The organism is Halocatena salina, assembly GCF_023115355.1.
GTDB classification, from domain to species: domain Archaea; phylum Halobacteriota; class Halobacteria; order Halobacteriales; family Haloarculaceae; genus Halocatena; species Halocatena salina.
Window position 1 is genome coordinate 315107 of sequence record NZ_CP096020.1, and the last position, 17885, is coordinate 332991.

At 55.2% G+C, this 17885-nt stretch carries 14 protein-coding genes; 5 read left to right on the plus strand and 9 right to left on the minus strand.

The annotated features are described in order from the left end of the window. Positions 1-218: 218 nt before the first annotated feature. Together MW046_RS14315 and MW046_RS14320 are read right to left on the minus strand one after the other, a co-directional pair. A complete protein-coding gene (locus MW046_RS14315; RefSeq protein ID WP_247994842.1) occupies positions 219-1397 on the minus strand; it encodes a 4Fe-4S binding protein in 1179 nt (392 codons plus the stop codon). A gap of 594 nt (positions 1398-1991) precedes the next feature. Beyond that, complete coding sequence (locus tag MW046_RS14320; RefSeq protein ID WP_247994843.1) at positions 1992-3734, minus strand: BCCT family transporter; 1743 nt, start codon at positions 3732-3734, stop codon at positions 1992-1994. A 642-nt stretch (positions 3735-4376) separates the two neighbouring features. Between MW046_RS14320 and MW046_RS14325 the strand changes: the two genes are divergently transcribed. Then, positions 4377-4835, plus strand: a complete 459-nt coding sequence (locus tag MW046_RS14325; protein ID WP_247994844.1) for a hypothetical protein — start codon at positions 4377-4379, stop codon at positions 4833-4835. 159 nt (positions 4836-4994) lie between these two features. Here MW046_RS14325 and MW046_RS14330 read toward each other — a convergent pair whose 3' ends face one another. Together MW046_RS14330 and MW046_RS14335 are read right to left on the minus strand one after the other, a co-directional pair. Beyond that, positions 4995-5375 (minus strand): methylglyoxal synthase, encoded by a 381-nt coding sequence (locus MW046_RS14330; RefSeq protein WP_247994845.1) that lies wholly within the window; start codon positions 5373-5375, stop codon positions 4995-4997. Between the two features lie 291 nt (positions 5376-5666). Continuing rightward, positions 5667-7334: an NEW3 domain-containing protein gene (locus tag MW046_RS14335; RefSeq protein WP_247994846.1), complete on the minus strand. Its 1668-nt coding sequence runs from the start codon at positions 7332-7334 to the stop codon at positions 5667-5669. Between the two features lie 610 nt (positions 7335-7944). Here MW046_RS14335 and MW046_RS19835 point away from each other — a divergent pair. Then, on the plus strand, positions 7945-8142 hold the full coding sequence (locus tag MW046_RS19835; protein ID WP_497007302.1) for a hypothetical protein: 198 nt from the start codon (positions 7945-7947) through the stop codon (positions 8140-8142). A gap of 273 nt (positions 8143-8415) precedes the next feature. Here MW046_RS19835 and MW046_RS19480 read toward each other — a convergent pair whose 3' ends face one another. Next, a complete protein-coding gene (locus tag MW046_RS19480) occupies positions 8416-8550 on the minus strand; it encodes a hypothetical protein (RefSeq protein ID WP_282190232.1) in 135 nt (44 codons plus the stop codon). A 92-nt stretch (positions 8551-8642) separates the two neighbouring features. Here MW046_RS19480 and gfo6 point away from each other — a divergent pair, with 92 nt between their 5' ends. Continuing rightward, on the plus strand, positions 8643-9722 hold the full coding sequence (gene gfo6, locus MW046_RS14340; RefSeq protein WP_247994847.1) for a D-xylose 1-dehydrogenase Gfo6: 1080 nt from the start codon (positions 8643-8645) through the stop codon (positions 9720-9722). Here the strand turns inward: gfo6 and MW046_RS14345 are convergent. The 3 genes from MW046_RS14345 to MW046_RS14355 all read right to left on the minus strand — a co-directional run bounded on the left by MW046_RS14345 (position 9719) and on the right by MW046_RS14355 (position 15053). Continuing rightward, positions 9719-11779 (minus strand): ABC transporter permease subunit, encoded by a 2061-nt coding sequence (locus MW046_RS14345; RefSeq protein ID WP_247994848.1) that lies wholly within the window; start codon positions 11777-11779, stop codon positions 9719-9721. The two genes, gfo6 and MW046_RS14345, sit on opposite strands and share 4 nt — an antisense overlap. 160 nt (positions 11780-11939) lie before the next feature. Then, the gene (locus MW046_RS14350) at positions 11940-13121 is read right to left on the minus strand and encodes a mandelate racemase/muconate lactonizing enzyme family protein (protein WP_247994849.1); all 1182 of its coding nucleotides are present in this window, start codon (positions 13119-13121) and stop codon (positions 11940-11942) included. Positions 13122-13241: 120 nt separating this feature from the next. Next, positions 13242-15053 carry an ABC transporter substrate-binding protein gene (locus MW046_RS14355; protein WP_247994850.1) on the minus strand — a complete coding sequence of 604 codons (1812 nt, stop codon included), beginning with the start codon at positions 15051-15053 and terminating at the stop codon, positions 13242-13244. Positions 15054-15339: 286 nt separating this feature from the next. Here MW046_RS14355 and MW046_RS14360 point away from each other — a divergent pair, with 286 nt between their 5' ends. Both MW046_RS14360 and MW046_RS14365 read left to right on the plus strand, forming a co-directional pair. Further along, the gene (locus MW046_RS14360) at positions 15340-16401 is read left to right on the plus strand and encodes an ABC transporter ATP-binding protein (protein ID WP_247994851.1); all 1062 of its coding nucleotides are present in this window, start codon (positions 15340-15342) and stop codon (positions 16399-16401) included. Next, on the plus strand, positions 16398-17549 hold the full coding sequence (locus tag MW046_RS14365; RefSeq protein ID WP_247994852.1) for an ABC transporter ATP-binding protein: 1152 nt from the start codon (positions 16398-16400) through the stop codon (positions 17547-17549). Before MW046_RS14360 ends, MW046_RS14365 begins: the two co-directional genes overlap by 4 nt. A gap of 29 nt (positions 17550-17578) precedes the next feature. Here the strand turns inward: MW046_RS14365 and MW046_RS14370 are convergent, their stop codons facing one another. Continuing rightward, entirely contained in the window at positions 17579-17788 is a 210-nt protein-coding gene (locus tag MW046_RS14370; protein ID WP_247994853.1) for a hypothetical protein, read from the minus strand. Positions 17789-17885 lie beyond the last annotated feature (97 nt).

Here is a 17885-nt window from a genome sequence, read left to right on the forward strand (position 1 = left end):
TTCACGAAGAGAAACGGGAGTTGGACCATTTCTACACCTGTATATGTGTGATTCACTAGGTTAGTATGATCATTGAATTTCGAGCAGTACCGTGGTCCAGTTCCTCTGTGGCTTCCGATTCCTGCTTGAACTTTCGCTTCTAACTATCAAACCCTATATTAGGATTTGTTTCCGATGTGTTCTGTGGTCTATGGGTATAGTAATGATTCAACACTCTGCTAGGCGTGAGACGCAAGCACCGTGGCAACGAGGTAGGTGCTCCCCGCCATCAGCGCGAAGTGGGGCATGAACGCCGCCACTGCTCGCCGTTTCGAATCGGCTAGCGTTGATGCAACCTGCCAGGTGATCACTGCGCTCCAAAGCACTGCGAGCCACAGCCATCCGGTGACGAAAAATCCTTCCCACGCCGAAACGAGTGCCGGACTCGCTCCTGTAGGGAGGGAAAACGGAATACCGAGTCCGTGTGCGACGACGTTCACCGTGTGTCCGCCATCCTCCAGCAGTCCTCCGATGACGTGTGCTCCGAGCGAAAACATGATACCGAGCGGAGTGTAGGCGAGTCCGAACTTCGTGAACGACATCTCCCAGTCGAGTCCGCCCCAGCTGCTCGCAAGCCCATTAATGGCAGTGAATCCGAGGATAGTCACCGTGATGCTTCCAAGGTAGGCCGTGGTCGGCGTGAGCACCCCTGGGAGGGCCTGAACGAGCGCTATCCCCTCGATGGCATCGCCGAGCACGTGATCGATCGGGAAGACGGCCCAGATGATGAGCGCGATAAGCGCCTCGTCGACGAGTGGGATTCGCTCGGTGACAACCTTCGCACCCGGCCAACGAAACCTGAGGTCCACGTCCTCCTCGGGCTGTTCGGTCGTACAGTTCATACAGGCAGTACACCGTCGATCTGTGCTCAGGTAGTCGCTTTTGTACTCGAGTGTAGCACATTTAACCCCCGTCTCCGTTTTCTGCGCGATTTCGAGCGGCGAGAACTTCGAGGTAACGCTCATCACCCCCGTGGCGGGACAGACGTACCGACAAAAGGCCTGCCGCTGGTAGACGAGGCTGACGCCGACGGCAACACCGAGAATCGTAATCCAGTAGTAAGGAATGAGCCGCGGCGTGTACGCGATCCCCACCTTATACATTGGCCACCGGGCCATGATGAAGGTGAGTGCCGTCATCGAGAGAACAGAGATCGGTAGGCCGAACACGACCCATTTTTTGTTCGTGTACATTGGGAAATGGCGTTCGGGACCGAACCGCTGGGTAAACCGAACGATGGCACCCAACGGACAGAAATAACACCAGATCCGTCCGAGAAACAGGAGGCTGAGAAGCATGATCGGGGACCACCAGAGACCGAAAAACACGACGTTCCCGAAGTTCGCTCCCGCGTCCATCGGACCCACCGCAGCGCGATAGATCGCGTAGAAAAACAACGCGACAGTGAACAGGTTAACAGCTGGCTGGACATATTTGTTTGTGAATAGAAACCTCACTACCCTATGCTGGGTAAGGGTAACGCGGCTCGACGTATGCTCTTCGGACATCATCGGACCGTTCACCCGGATGATTATCAGTAATCTGGTTCAATCACCGAAAAAGAGAGACAGACATTATTGATGGCCTGTTCACTCGGTACATTCAGACTGACGCCACTCCTGAAGAGATCCCGTCGAACGCGGATCTCCAGCTCGACATCACCAAAGATAGGGAATCGGTCACTCAAAGCCGCTGTCGCGAACGCGTTGGGCGGAATAGAGCGGTGGACAAGGACAGCATCCTGTACGAGACCGACGACCCCAGAATCGGTGGATCCAGCACATCGAACGCGCTATCGGAACTCGGTTCGACGACGACCGGTGAGGAATCTTCGTGATTGGGTTTCTGTTGTACATCGCAGTCCGGGAATACCGACGACAGTGTCTGTTTTAAACGAATCCAGCAAACGACGCCGCAGGGCAGCCTGGAGGCCCGGGGGAGTAGCCCAGCCGTCAGTCGTCCGTACTCTCCGGATTTTTACGTATGTCGGTCACGACTTCCGTCCGTGATTTGTCAATATCGACATCCTCCGTAGTGATCTCCTTAACGCGTTGTTCGAACTCCTCGGACTGCAGGAGTTCGTACTCGTTGTCGAGACCGAGGTAGAGCGTGTAACACATCACGATCAGAACGATTGCGAACGGGAAGCCGGTCGCGATAGCGGCGGTTTGTAACGCGTTGAGACCGCCACCGTACAGCAGTAATGCCGCTACGCCGCCCTCGACGGTTGCCCAGAAGATGCGCTGGATCTTTGGCACGTCGTGCTTACCACCCGATGTTAGGTGGTCAACGACTAGCGACCCGGAGTCAGAGGACGTGACGAAGAACGTGACTACGAGTAGGACGGCCAGCAATCCGGAGACAGCACCGATGGGGAACTGCTCAAGTAAGGCAAACATGGCGACAGTCTGGCCCGTCTGCTCGTAGGCCGCAAGCACCGCGCCGTTAGCCTGTAGCGAGTTGTACAATGCGCTCCCGCCGAACGTCGCCAGCCAGATGGTCGAGAACAGTGACGGGATGATGAGTACGCCGATGACGAACTCCCGAACCGTCCGCCCCTTCGAGATGCGCGCGATGAACGTTCCGACGAACGGCGACCAGGCGATCCACCATGCCCAGTAGAACACGGTCCAGGAGTTGACCGTCGATTGGCCGTCACCGAGTGCCCCTGTGAAGAACGCGAGCGTCGGTAGGTTGCCGAGATATGATCCGAGACCTTGCACCCAAGCACCGAAGACGTAGACGGTCGGCCCGACGACGAGGACGAATCCCAGCAGGGCGAACATTAGGTAGACGTTCAGCGTGCTCAGGCGCTTGACACCGCCTTCTAAACCGGCGGCGACAGACGCTGTTGCGATACCGGTGATGACGGCTATCAGGACGATCTGCGGGATCGTCCCGGTCGGGACGGTCGCAACACTCAGGACGTCCCCTAGAATGTAAGATAGCCCTTTGTTGATCTGTTTGACGCCAAGACCGAGCGACGTTGCGAGTCCAAACAGCGTCGCGAACACCGTCACCAGGTCAATGAGGTGGCCTGGCCAGCGATAGATGCGCTCGCCGAGCAACGGCCAGAAGATCGACCGGAAAGTCAGTGGGAGCCCGCGATTGAACGAGAAGAACGCGAGACTGAGACCGACCAGTCCGTAGATCGCCCACGGGTGAACACCCCAGTGGAAGAACGTCTGTGTCATCGCGGCGATGCCCGCTGCTCCGGTGCCTGCTTCGGCCTCATAGAATCCAGGAACGTTCGAGTAGTAAAATATCGGTTCCGAGACGCTGAAGAACATGAGGCCGATCCCCATCCCAGCACTGAACAGCATCGCCATCCACGAAAAGTCGCTGAATTCCGTCTCGGCTTCGACGCCACCGATCCGGACGTCCCCGTATTTGCTGAATGCAAAAAACAGGAGCCCGGCGATAAAGACGTTCACGGAAAGGAGGAAGAACCAGCCGAAGTTCCCTTCGAAGAAGCGCCGGACGTTCGAATAAACCGTGGCCGCTTGTTCGCCGAGAACGATGGTAGCGCCGACGAACAGGGCGATAACCATGAGTGAGACGGGAAAGACGATAGGATGGATATCAAATCCCCACTTCTGGATGTTGCCGTCGCCGGGTTCGCGCTCTGATTCCGGATGGAACAGATCCATCTGAAGCCCCTCCGTCAGTCCGCCCTGCTCATCACTGTCTGTCATTCGATACCTCGGTGCGGGGATGCTGTTGTTGGCCGGTTGACCTCATCGTAGTGCTCTCAGTTCTCTGGCGTCGCTTTGGATGGATACCGGTCGTCTTGTCGCGACCACCACTGCGTCGGTCGTGTCCTCGATACGACTGCGATGTCGAGTTCGTTGTCGGTGCGCGTGTACTGTCACGCAACATTGATCGTCGTCGGTTGGGTTCGAAACCGAATCACTGCTGTCTGTCCGGTTCGGACGGGAGAAGCAATACAGTCGGTCGTGGTGTGAGTTCCAGCCTGGCCTTCTTTCACGATCACCTGCTTGACACAGTTGAATGTGTCGTATGGTCAGTTCTACTGTGAGGATGGGGTTCGAGGCTGAAACCATACCCACTTCATGATATTTTTTATTTAAGTCTGTCAAACGTACAATTCACGTATCGAACAGGGTGCGATAGCGAGCTCTGGAGTGTTCCCGGTGACGCCGCATCGAAGGCGGCAAGCACCACCCATTCGTTGTCACGGCAGCGCTTCTGAAACCAACTTTGAACAATGTCGTGAACTCCGATCGGTCGAGATCTCGGGAGATCGTCTGATCTGAAAGCTCCTCCGTCGTCGAACCACCAAACAAATATTACCATATGTCCATTCTTAGTTTGGTATGCAACTCCGTCGCCTCATTGAAGAATACACCCCAGATGGGACGCTCGGTCGGCTGGGATTGGCTGTAGCTACCGGCTCAACTGGCGGATTCCTGTTGTGGGCAGCAGCAGTCGGATTATTCACAGGCACCGCTCTTTCGACCGTTTTGATTACTCCACCAGCAGCAATCGGCTTCTTTGTATGTGCAATCATAACAACACTTATGATTTGGCCGGTTTATCTCTCCGCTATTGGCCGTGTCGACTCTCCAGTCGACTATGCTAGTGAGCTACGCGACCAGCCGTCGATATCGCCGACAGAGCAGATTAAAGACGAATATCAGACTGGCAACCTCTCGGAGACCGATCTCGAACGGGAGCTTGAAGCGGTGCTCGAGAAATCAAATCGGTCCCAGTCGAAGGACCATACGCAACGATCTCAGAACGATCAGCAATTAGAAGAGCTAGAGAACGACTGATTCTACCCGGTAGCCCTCCGTCGCACAGGGACTGGAAACCGTGCGGACGCCATCAGAAACTTCTGTTAAAAAAGTGGAGGATCAGTTCTATAACGAAGTCGTGCTCTAGGATCCACGGAGGACTCCCCCATCACTCGAACCAACGGACGTTCTACTGTCTCACTCTGTGGTGCGGCGAGCAAGCCCTTGGAGGAGGAACTCAGCAGAGGAACGGGTCGTAGCGAGGGGCGTATCGTGAACGTCACAGATGCGTAACAGGGCAGAGATATCGGGTTCGTGGGGTTGAGCAGTGAGGGGGTCCCGGAGGAAAATCACCCCATCAAGACGGTTTTCGGCGGTTTCAGCACCAATCATTAGATCACCACCGACAGGCCCCGATTTTTTCCGTTCGACGGTCAGGCTGGTTTCGTCGGTGATCCGTTGTCCAGTCGTCCCTGTTCCCACGAGATCGAAGGTCGCGAGCAAATCCTCATACGTACGAACAAGGTCGATCATCTCCGGTTTTTCTTCGTCGTGGGCAATCAGCGCGAGACGTGTCATAACGGGTTTTCTTGATGGCAGCCTATTAAGAATACGGCTCCTGATATTGGATTACTGAAAACGTCTCACTAGCCGGCTGCTAAGCTGGCATCGCTGCTCGGGACCAGCTAAATGGATTATTAGAATATATTGTGGACTCACTATACAAATAAACTATAATTTATATTATGTTTGTAATCGTGTCTTCGAGCGTTCGTAGGCAGTATCATCGGGGCCCGAATCAAAATGTGCTACCGAGTTGAACGTTCCCACGATCGCTAGAGACGATGATAGATTCAAGATATCTCCGAGTCAAGCGGCGTCGACCGTCAGATCGACCGTCGTTGACACTGGCCGTCCGGCAAACTCCGCAGAGACAGCAAGCTCGTACTCGCCCGACCCGATTCCCTGAGGCGGGCGAACCATCCAGTCGACTTCGGCGTCGTTTTCGGGACCGGACGCCCCCTCGATCGACGGAGCAGCTGCGACGTCGTGGAACGTCGCCGTCGCAGGCTCGGATTCCCACCCGTCCGGTGCATCGAGCGTCACGCTAACCGTTTCGAGTGCGCTCGGTGCGTGGTTGGTGAACGTGACCGTCAGATCGCGCGCCTCGCCTGGAACGACCGTCGGTTCATCGGTATTGATCGATAGCAGGGCGGCGGGCACAGCGTCGTCCGACTGTCCGCGTTCGACGCGATACAACTTGTGACCGTGAGCAGGGACCGACGCACCGATCATTCCGGCGGTCGCGGTGACCGTGCCAGCCCAGAGATCACGCGCGATGTACGCCGACTCAACATCGAAACCGACCTCGCGGGCGCTGGTCAGTATCGGACGTGTCCGCTCACCACGGTTCAACAGTGCGACCGCACGATCGCCGTTCGCAAGCGGCTTCATCCAGACCTCTGTTCCGTCGGCTCCATCCGTGTTCTTGATACGCCGTCCCTGTTTGCCAGCCGGATCCTGATCGATCGCAATCACTGCCTCGTTGGTGAGGATCTCACGGGTTTGTTCGGACATGTTTCGAACGTCGTTACCCGCTATCAACGGCGCGGCCATCATCGCCCACAGCCCGAAGTGTGTCCTGTCTTCAGTCGCAGTCAGCCCGGGGTAACCGTCAATGTCGACGCCGACTTCGAGCATGTCGGGATCGTTCCAGTGGTCCGGACCAGCGTGGGCTGCCAGCGGTTCGTTCATATCCACGATGTCGATGACGCCATGGTACCACGTGTCTTCATCGACGGTCCAAAGTGGCTTGATATCGCCCGTCGTCCGCCAGAGCGAACCACCCACTTCGTGACCCCAGAGCCACGGATCGTTGTTGCCCCACTCACAGATGCTCAGAACGATCTCCCGGTCAGTTGCTTCGAGTGCCTCGTGCATCCGCGTGTATCGTTCGACCGCCGACAGCCCGTAGTGATCGCCGCAGTTATCGTACTTCAAGTAGTCGACACCCCAGTCAGCGAACGCTTGGGCGTCACGCTCTTCGTGACCGAGACTTCCGGGATATCCCCCACATGTTGTCGTACCAGCGGATTCGTAGATACCGAGCTTCAATCCTCGATCGTGAACGTAGTCGGCCACTGCATCGATTCCATTCGGAAACTTCTCGGGATCTGGCTGGAGATTGCCGTCTTCGTCGCGTTCCTCGGTCATCCAACAATCATCGATATTGACGTACTCATATCCTGCTGCTTTCATGCCGCTCTCGACGATCGCATCGGCCGTCTCTTTGATCAACGCTGCACTGACATCACAGGCGAACGTGTTCCAACTGTTCCATCCCATCGGAGGGGCTTCGGCCAGCGTGCTCTCCTCTTGCTGTCCCTCCTCGGCAGCAGAGACACTGCTAGTCGATACCAAGGAACCAGCTCCGAGTGCCGCTGCTCCCTTCATCAACAATCGCCTGGAAATTCCACCCGCGATCGAACTATCGTTCACCCTTGCCGTACTATCATCGTGACCGCTGTTATCTTCCATACAACACCTATTGTTTTATCTATGATAATATTTTTGGATTATAGAAAAAATAATTAATTTATATTATATCTCCATATTTATAGAAAGTTAATCACGTAGCAGTATGAGTAAGGCGTATTAGTTACTTACTCGAATAGGAGATAACAAGCCACAGAATGTATGGTTTCTGATGTCCAGTATCTGTTAACTCACTCACCCATCCATACCTTCTGGGAGAACAAAACGTTACCATTTGTCCGACTGCTAACACCCGCATCTTCTGGTAGTCGAATAGATATCCATCGGTGAACACTGTCCTAGACACATTAAAAATATTAAATGAATATAAGTATTATTAATAATTTATCAAAATTTATATTTATATAATTTATTTTATATTTTTAGGAACGGTGTTCATACTACCTTATTGATATCGGAAAATACGTCGCATACGGGCATCTTGGTACGAGTGATATGAAAATAGAGATATATTACCATAAAATTAAATCCTTAATAACAGATGTGGTCGGAAAGTCGGTTTGATGATCGATGATATTCTCACCGAGATTGTTGCCCAACTAAATTCGTTCATGGCGCATACGAACAAAGGGATCGTGCCATGAGCTAGGCCATCGTCGCAAAGAAGGATCTACAGGATGCCATCCGCTCGAAACTGCTGTGGATAGTGTCGGTTCTGTTTTGGCTCCTTCACACTCTGAGACGGTCGGAACAACTCGAATTCACTGCTGCAACAGAATCGCTAGCTTCGGATGACCGAATCACAAGGCCACTTCAAGAAGTGAGCGGATCACAGGGTTCGAGTCTATGAGGCTCGCACACCAGCCGCGATGTCATACGATCCAACGATAGTGGAACATTATTTGTTATAAAATCCAGCATTGGTAAAGAGATGGGAATAAATGACGACGTCCCCCGCAAACAGACACAGAATATCGGAACCATCATGATTTAGCACATATACGAGCGACGACGTCCGATATGGATTACAGACGTACGTCTGTAATTATAATCGTTCGAACGGCTTCGATCGGTACTGTAATTCCATTATTAGTGGAATTTGACGGGGTATCATGTGTTCGTCCTAGAGATCGGATAGCGTCGTTATCCACCCCCACCGAAACGACGCCCACCGTTGTAAGGTCTCGTTGCCCTTCGATTTGTTCGAGACCGTCTTCCAGTAGTAGGAGGGAACGCTACTGACTGCGTTCGTTTCCATTTGTTCGATATACTGGGAATCATTCGTGTTGGAGCGCAACGCTTGGTCATATATCACGGTGATTTATTATCACGTTTGTGCAATCGGTAGTCGTGGAACTAGATGAGATTCAGGCGGTGCTCGAATCGTTCTCACACCGCGACTGGCAGCAAGCAGATGAAGACGCGGGACCGATCCGATTCGCCATGGTCGGGTTGGGGTGGTGGACCCGTGATGAAGCATTACCCGCTGTCGAGGATTCGACGCTCTGTGAAACGACAGTCGTCGTCAGCGGCTCAACAGAGAAAACCGAAGCGGTCATAGACGAACACGAATCGGTACACACCGGGCTTACGTACGAGGAGTTCGGGGCGGGCGAAGCAGCCGACGCGTACGATGCAGTCTACGTCTGTACCCCGAACGCCCGCCACCTCGAATTCGTCGATATCGCCGCCGATCAAGGCAAGGCGGTCCTCTGTGAGAAACCCATGGAAGCAACCGTCGAGCGCGCAGAGGAGATCGTCGATAGCTGCCGGAATGCAGACGTAACCGCGATGATTGCCTATCGCATGCACACTGAACCGGCGATCAGGCGAGCGCGGGAACTGCTCCGAGCGGGCGTGATCGGTGATCCGATCCACGCCCACAGTGATATGTCCCAGGGGATCATCGGCTGGGGAGCTGATCAGTGGCGACTCGATCCCGACCGTGCTGGCTATGGAACGAGCGTGATGGATCTGGGCATCTACTCGGTCAACACCACGCGATTCGTCCTCGGTCGTGATCCGATCGCGGTACAGTCGATGATGCACAGTGACCACGAGTTCTTCTCGGCAGTCCCCGACGAAGTCGCGGCGTTCACCGTCGCCTTCGAGGACGATATTTATGCTACTTGTACCGCGAGCCAGAACGCCCATCTGAACAGTTATCTTCGGATCGTCGGAAGCGAGGGTGTGATCCGGATCGAACCGGCATTCCACGGCGAGAGCAGCCTTGACGTGACGAGTGGCGAGACGACGATCGACGTTGACACCGATCAGGTCAACCAGATGGAAGCGGAGTTCGACTACTTCGCGGACTGTTTCCTTTCGGATCGGGAGCCGTACGCAACGCCCGAACACGGTCTCCTCGACATGCGGACGCTCGCAGCTATCTACGAGAGTAACGAGAGTGCCGAGACGATCGAGATCTAACGTGTCGATTCGTCATCGACAGATTTCGCGTGGCGAGCCCTGATCCGCGGGTTGCTGATCCGATCGAGCGATTGCGAAAAGAGGATCAGCCCCATTGAAAGAAGAATGATGAACGCTACTGGAGCGACGATGAAGTGGACTTGTTCGAGCGTATACAGCGCCCCAGCCTCTTCTGCGTTGTTGAGAACTACGCCCCAGTTCTGGGAGCTGATCGGAAGGAATCCGAGGTAGTACAGCGCCACCGACGCGAAGATGATGTTTCGAGCGTTGTTCGCGAGATTGATCAGGATGTACGGCCAGATGTTCGGGAGAATGTCTTTAAGAATGATCGGCGGTGTTCCGATACCCATCGCACGAGACGATTCGACATACTCGTATCCCCGGACTTTGAGGACTTCAGAGCGGATTGAACGGCCGAGTCCGCCCCAGGCAGCGACCGAGAGGACGAGACCGATAACTGCTGGATGTCGCGGTTCAATGATCGCTGCGATAACGATGATGAGGGGCAGGCCGGGAATAGAGATAACGATGTCACAGATCGTCATCAGCACCCGGTCGATGGTTCCACCCTGGAATCCCGCGACCGTGCCGACGCTGACGCCCACGAATACTGTTGCGACCGCACCAGCGACGATCATGATCAAAACGGGCGTCGTCCCGTGAACCATCAGCGATAGGATATCTACCCCCGTGTTCGTCGTTCCAAGTGGGTGTGCAAGAGAGCCGTCAAGCGGAGAGATCCACGTTTCGAACGTCGTCGTAGGGCTGTACACGAATCGTGGGCCGATGAAACCGGTGGCGAAGAAAGCAAGAATGATAGCGAGTCCAGTGAATCCCCGCCAATCGCTGAGAACGATCTTCATCGGCGCATACACTGACCGGTCGAACTTCCGGTAGAGTGCTTCCTTTCGACCGACGTTGACCGCGGCTTCCTCATCCATGAACTCATAGCGAGTTGTTCCGTTGCCGCCCAACCTGCTAGTACCCGCCCGCCCGGTGAGTCGCCGTACGTATCGCTTGAGTTGTGCTCGAAGCGGTATGCCGGTCGAGTTTCCGTACTCCGTACTGTCTCCTTCGGCCTGAGCACGGGGATCGATCCGACTGTAGGTGATGTCCGCGATGATCATTGCGATCACCACCGTGATACAGATGACCATGAACCCGCCCACCATCAACGGGTAATCACGATTATTGACGCCTTCGAACATGTACCAGCCCATGCCGTGGTAGCTGAAGATGTCCTCAAGAATGATCGAGCCCCCGATCATGAACCCGACTGTCAACAACAACCCGGTGTACAGCGGTAACAGCGCGTTGCGCATGACGTATCGAAGCGCGATCCGGGATGGGGGAAGCCCCCGCAAGCGGGCCACTCGGATGTGATCAGCACCGAGGACGCTGATTGAATTACCACGCATGCTGAGCGACGCCGCGGCACCCGTAACGATCAGTGAGATTATCGGTAATGCTGCGTGGTGTAACGCTCCGAATACGAACTCGGGGCTGAGACCGATTTCGACCCCGCCTGGATAGCGTGCCCCGGTCGGAAACCACTCCAGTTGGTATGCAAAGACGAACGATAGGAGGAGTGCTGCGACGTAGTAGGGAGTAGAGGTTTCGAGAACGGCGATGCCGGTCATTACAGTATCGAATTTCGAACCCTCGTAGTACGCCATGATCGCACCGAGACAGATGCTCGTGACGAACGTGATGACCAGTGCGATGGACATGTAGAAGATAGTCCACGGAATGGCCTCTGCGAGGATCTGATTGACCGAGGCGTTCTGTGATATCGAATAACCGAGATCACCCTGAAGAAGCGACGACATGTAATCCACGTACTGGACGTGCAACGGCTTGTCTGGGCGGATATTCAAATGAAGTTCGACGACTCGGCGTGCAGTCGCTGGGTCTCCCGGATACTGTTCGAGCATCTGTGCCATCATTGCATCCAATGGGTTGCCGGGCATCACCCGGACCAGGACGAACGTCAGATGGAACACGACGACGACCGTCAGTACTGCCTGCCCCAATCTCTTTACCAGCCAATTTGTCATGTTTATTGCTACTGACTATCACACTCCACTTATTAATAATTTTCTGATTTTGTGGTATGGTAACTGACGTGGAACAGGAGAGGATGGGCACCATCGGTATCCAAACGAGAATCGTTGGTCGGGTGGTGAGCGAGATCAATACTGCCCTTCATCGAGCGAGCTATGCGTCGTCAAACATGGTTTCGCCGTCGACCAAATGGTCCGTGAGGACGTCGTGGTCGAGTTCGACGCCGAGTCCGGGAGCATCGGGAACCGTAATGCGTCCGTCTTGGATGAGGGGATCGGATTCAGTGACCAGATCGTCCCACCACTCGATATCACGTGCATGAAATTCAAGGGCAAGGAAGTTGGACGCTGCAGCTCCAACGTGGGCGCTAGCCATCGTGCCGAGCGGTGAGGCCACGTTGTGGAGTGCCAGCGGAATGGAGTACGCTTTAGCCATGTTGGCAGCCCTCTTCGTTTCAAGCATCCCACCGGTTTTCGGTACATCCGGATGGAAGATATCGATCCCTTGGTTCTCGATCAGCCGACGGGCACCTTCGACCCGATAGAGATTCTCTCCGGCGGCAATAGTGGTATCCGTGTTGTGCGTAACGTAGGTCTGTACCTCGTGGTTCTCGGGTGGAACAGCGTCTTCGAGCCACCAGACGTCGTACGGTTCGAGCGCGCTTGCCAGGCGGCGGCCAGTGTCACCGGACCAACTCCAGTGGCAATCGAACGCAACATCAGCACGGTCGCCGACGCGGTCGATCACCGTTTCTACGATCTCTCGACGGTGCTCGATCGCTCGTGCGTTCAGGTGCTTGTTTCGTCCGTCCTGTTCGTGTCGATCCGGTCCATCGAGATCGAACTTTAACGCGTCGAATCCATCAGCAACGACTGTTTCTGCAGCATCGGCGTACGCTTCTGGGGAATACGAATCGTCGTCCGTCTGATGGAGGTGTTCGCCCGCATGGCTGTCACAGTACACGCGAACCGTATCACGGTGTTTCCCGCCGATGAGCTGGTAGGCTGGAATGCCGAGGAGTTTTCCAGCGAGGTCATGGAGCGCGATATCGATCCCGGAGATCGCAGTGACGCCGACCCCGTTCATTCCGCCAAGAAAACACGACCCATCGAAAAGGTCCGTACAGCGCGCATCGATATCGACCGGATTCTTCCCGATGATCAACTCCTTTGCGTGTTCGATGTAGGCGTTGGCGTTCGGTCCGAGGACCGCCTCACCGACCCCAGTGACGCCGACATCGGTAGTGATTCGGATGAACGTCCAGTGAAACCCCGACTCCACTCGCGCTGTCTGAACGTCTGTTATCGCTACATCACGTGCATCGGTCTCTCTCATCACAGTCGTGATGTGTGTGAGATCAGTATAAAGTTCTTCGTCGAGGTGAACCGAACGCGGACCATCTCGATCGTGTTTTTACCGACGAGGCAAACGAATCAAACCTGATGCACCGACCAATTACTGTGGTTCGAGCCCATGCTCGAGGAAGTAATGCGTGATGCGGTTGGACGTCAACCAGGCATCCGATTCGAGATCGAAGTTCCACTCGCCAGCATTCACCCAGTAGTGTTCGCTCCATGGATGGATCATCGTCCCAGGGAGGAGGTGGTTGTGGGCCCACGCAAGTCGGGTTGCGTGCTGGACAACTTTGTCATCGTTCTGAGCGGTCGAGAGTGCGTTGAGGGTCTCCTCGAAGTTGACCGTGATCATGTCGCCATCGGGGTTCCCGATCTCGGGTACTTCGACCTCGTTCCCGAACAGCTCGCGCTCGGAAACAGCGCCCCTGGTCGGGCCGAACAGTTCTTCCTGGAGATCGGCGTGGGCGTGGTAGTCACGGGCCATTCCGTAGTTGAGGTGGACGCTGATGTCGTACTGGGAGCCGTCCTCGACTTCTGCCTGCCACGTCGGCATCTCCTCGATGTAGTAGTCGACACCGATGCCGAACTCATTGAGATTGTTGTAGATCATCTCGGACGGCTGTTGGAACCAGTCACCGACGGGGAAGTTCAGCTCCCAGTGATCACCATCGGGCGTGTACCAATCCCCATCCTCCTGAGTAAACCCAGCATCTTCGAGTAGTTCCGTCGCACGGTCTCGGTTCTCCGGAATGTAGTTCGTCATCGCCTCCAACACGCTGTCCTTGACGAAGAACTCGACGTAGCCAGCGTCGATACCACACGAGTACGTGTCTGCTGGGGTGTCGGGAGCGACCTCGGCAACGAGCGTCTTGAAGTCGACGACGTGTGAGAGAGCCTGTCGGACGCGGGGGTCGTTGCTAATGTACTCATCCTCCGGACCAAACAGCAACGCAAACGACTGACCGGAGTATGAGACTGGCGGCGTGTCATACTTTTCTGGGAGGTCCTGTAGGGTCGGATCGTTGTGCCGCCAGTCGACCTCACCCGCGCGTAACCCTGCCTCGTCTTTGGCCCGTCCGTATCGGAGGTAGAACTCCCAGTCTTGGGCAATGGGGTGTTCGGGGTTCGGGATCTGATCGGCGTACTCTTCGTTTGCCTCGATGAAGACGAACGGTCCCGAAAAGAGCGCTTGATCCCACTCCGGTTCGAACGAAACGACATCCTGTTGGATCTGTTCGACCTCGTCGTCCCCAGCGTCCTCGAATCGCTCGATAAACTGGCTGTAGTGGGTCTCCGAGACGTTCAATAACGTCTCGGCCCATTGGTTGATCCACAGCTCTCGTTCGATACTTTGATACTCCTCACGAGGCTGGAGTTCGAACGCGTACTCACCATCGGTGGTAATGTCGTTCGGATCGACGTACGTCTCGATCCCCTGATCGAGATACGCCGACAGTTTGAGGGCAGTCACGAAATCAGCCGACGTTATCTGACTCCCGTCAGACCAGCCATACTCGTCGCTGATTTCGATGCGTGTGGCGCCCGTCTGCTCGTCGATCTCCCAATTCTCTGCGATCCGAGGGATGAACTCCCCTTGCTCGGTGCTGTAGATGGCGAGGTATTCAAAGGACGTCTCCTGAACCTCGCCGGGGTTCCACGACGTGTGGTAGGGGTTGAAGATGTGTTCTCCGTTGTACGGATTGATCTCCCCCCCGGGAACTGCCTCGTTCATCTCCTCTTCGTAGTTCTCGTTGTAATCCACGTCGACGGTTTCCAGCCCCTGGTTGAGTAGGTCGCTGTCATCGTCGTCACCGCCAAGACAGCCTGCAATCGTCCCGATCCCCGCTATCCCCGTCAGTTCTAACATTCGTCGCCGCGAAATGGTTACTGATCGTTGGTACTTCTCTACCATCTTCTACAAGGGAGGAATAATACATAATAAATGTTTGGTACCGATGCGGGAACTGTACGGATAGTTCCGATTCGTCGGGACCGACCGAGCCGAGAGAACATGATCCGGACTGAGAGACACGGTTCCCTCAGAACAACATCTGCCGACCAGACAGTATTTATCAACAATATATAGAAGGTTATTTATAACATTAGTTACCATCCTATAGTGGATGATACACACACCAGAGTGGTGTTCCCGGTTTCGGACGTCCTGGTCCAGCAAGCAGTACAGAGGGTGATCAGACATGGGAAACGAATCGATTAACGTCTCACGAGCTGATTCTCGATCGGAGGGAGATCCGATTATTACGGTTCGGGAGACGAACGTCAGATACGAGATGGACCAGGGTGCATCTCACGTTCTCAAAGACATCGACCTCGACATTCACCGGGGGGAGATCCTCGGAATCGTTGGTGAAAGCGGAAGCGGCAAATCGATGTTCGCGGATTCACTTTTAGACGCCGTCGTCGAACCCGGACTCCTGAGCGGGGAGATCACGTATTATCCCGAAGACGGGATGCCGATCGACGTTCTCGGGCTTCAGCCGTGGGAGCTCCGCGAGTTTCGCTGGGAAACGGTTTCGATGGTGTTCCAGGGGGCAATGAGCGCGTTCAACCCGACGATGAGCATCAAAGAACATTTCGAGGAGACGCTCGACGCCCACGGCTGGGACAGAGACGACGGTCTCCAGCGCGCAGAACAACTGTTCGCCGACCTCCACCTCGATCCATACCGGATGCTCGGGTCGTTTCCTCACGAACTGAGCGGTGGACAGAAACAACGGGCACTCATCGCCCTCAGTTTGATTTTAGAGCCAGAGGTGCTCGTCATGGACGAGCCGACCGCCGCGCTCGATTTGCTCATGCAACGTTCGATCCTCAACCTGCTCTATGACATCAGGGACAAGTACAACCTCACAATGGTGTTCATCAGCCACGATCTACCGATCGTTTCCGGGTTTGCCGACCGGCTGGCGGTCATGTACGCGTTCGAATTCGTTGAGGTCGGGCAGGCGAACGATATCCTCGGAAACGCTTCCCACCCCTATACACGCGCATTGCTCAAATCGACACCCAACCTCCAGACACCGCTCAAGGAAATGCGACAGATCGACGGCGAGAGCCCCGATCCGATCAACCATCCATCAGGCTGTTCGTATCATCCCCGGTGTCCCTTAGGTGACGAACGGTGTACGGCAGACGACCCCCCGTTTTACGATGTCGATGATGGACACGAGGTGCGGTGTCACTACTGGGAGCACGCCGATGAAACGATCCCGCTCTCGTTCGGTGGTGACCGTCGATGAGTACTGACGAACCGTTGATCTCGATAAAGAACCTAAAGGTCCACTTCGAGGATTCATCGCTCGTGAACGCGATGATACCCGCTTGGATCAGTGACCGACTGGGTATCGAGGAGGAACCGACCGTTCGGGCGGTCGACGATATCTCCCTCGATATCGGCGAAAACGATGTCATTGCTCTAGTCGGTGAGAGTGGCTGTGGTAAAACGACCCTCGGAAAGGCAGCCGTCGGATTGCAACGTCCCACGGGCGGCTCAATCGAGTACCGTGGTCACGATATTTGGGACGTGCGAGCTGGCGAGTCGGACGCGGATATCACGTTCGAAGAGATCCGTCGATCTCTCCAGATCATTCATCAAGACCCTGGCGCGGCACTGAACCCGTACCGCTCAGTGCTCGATAATCTCGCGGTTCCGTTGAAACGTTGGAATCCCCATCTCAACCACGAAGAGCGGAGAAATCGGATCCTCAACATGCTCGAACGAACGGGGATAAGCCCCCCAGAGGACTACGCTGAGCGGTACGTTCACCAACTCTCGGGTGGTGAGCAACAACGGGTGGCACTCATCCGCGCGCTGCTGGTCGAACCCGACGTGATCCTCGCAGACGAGGCGGTCAGCGCCCTCGATGTTTCGCTTCGGATCGGCGTGATGGACCTATTCCTCGAAATGCAGGAGATCTTCGACACGTCGTTCGTATTTATCAGTCACGATCTCGCAAACGCAAGGTACCTAGCGGGAAAGTCGGGCGGAAAGATAGCCGTGATGTATCTCGGAGAGATCGTCGAGGTCGGGACCGCCGAGGAGATCACCACGAACCCACAGCATCCGTACACCAAGGTACTACAGTGGGCGACACCGATCCTTGATCCCGAGCAGGCCGAGGAAGCCATGCGCGAGTCACCGCCGGTCAGAAAGATCGACATTCCGAACGCGACGGAGCCGCCATCGGGATGTCGGTTCCATACGCGATGTCTCGAAGCACGTGAAGCCTGTCGCCGGGAACGTCCGGACCTCTATGAGGACGAAGAAACGTTCCACCGAACGAGGTGTTTCCGCCAACTCGACGACCACGACTACTGGGACAGTCCGGAGTACACTGACGAAGAACCTAGTTCTTCGGCAGACGACAAACAGCAGACACACGAGTGAGACGTGACGTCTACGTTTGGCACCCGAACTCAGAACGGAGCCCAATCGGAGGACAACGCTATCAACGTGCCGAGAGTGGTGACGATGACGATAGCTGCACTCACTTGACCGATCACGTACGACGGCGTTCCGGGTTCGAGATAGATGAATGACCAGCCGAGCAACAGTAACATCGCAACGCTGACAGCGAAAATAGACAACCACAGTTGGTGGCTAAGACTCGATGGACGGTGGGACATTGTACTCGAATAGCACCTGAATTTAATAAAGGTACTGGTTGTTCGTGCGACCAATAGTAGACGGATCGATGGCTGTCATCACTCTGGTGGGAAAAGC